Annotated in this window: 1 pseudogene; it reads left to right on the top strand. The window is 76.7% G+C overall.

The annotated features are described in order from the left end of the window. A pseudogene (locus JMJ56_RS33460) lies at nucleotides 1-266 on the top strand (TetR/AcrR family transcriptional regulator); the annotation flags it as partial.

Raw genomic sequence — 266 nt, 5'->3', positions numbered from 1 at the left:
CTCACCGAGGCGCTCGGCATCAACCCGCCCAGCTTCTACGCCGCCTTCGGCAGCAAGGCCGGCCTCTACGCCCGCATTCTGGGCCGCTACACCGGCACGGGGGCCCTCCCTTTGGCCGAGATCCTCCGCCCCGGCCGCCCGGTGCCCGAAGCCCTCGCCGCCATGCTGGAGGAGGCCGCCCGCCGCTACGCCGCCGACCCCGCCGCTGCCGGCTGCCTCGCCATCGAGGGTGCCCGCTGCAACGACCCGGAGGCGCGTGCGGCGGC

Source organism: Belnapia arida (assembly GCF_016773205.1).
GTDB classification, from domain to species: Bacteria; Pseudomonadota; Alphaproteobacteria; order Acetobacterales; family Acetobacteraceae; genus Belnapia; species Belnapia arida.
The sequence above is the reverse complement of the archived record's forward strand: the minus strand, read 5'-3'. Positions and strand labels throughout refer to the sequence as shown.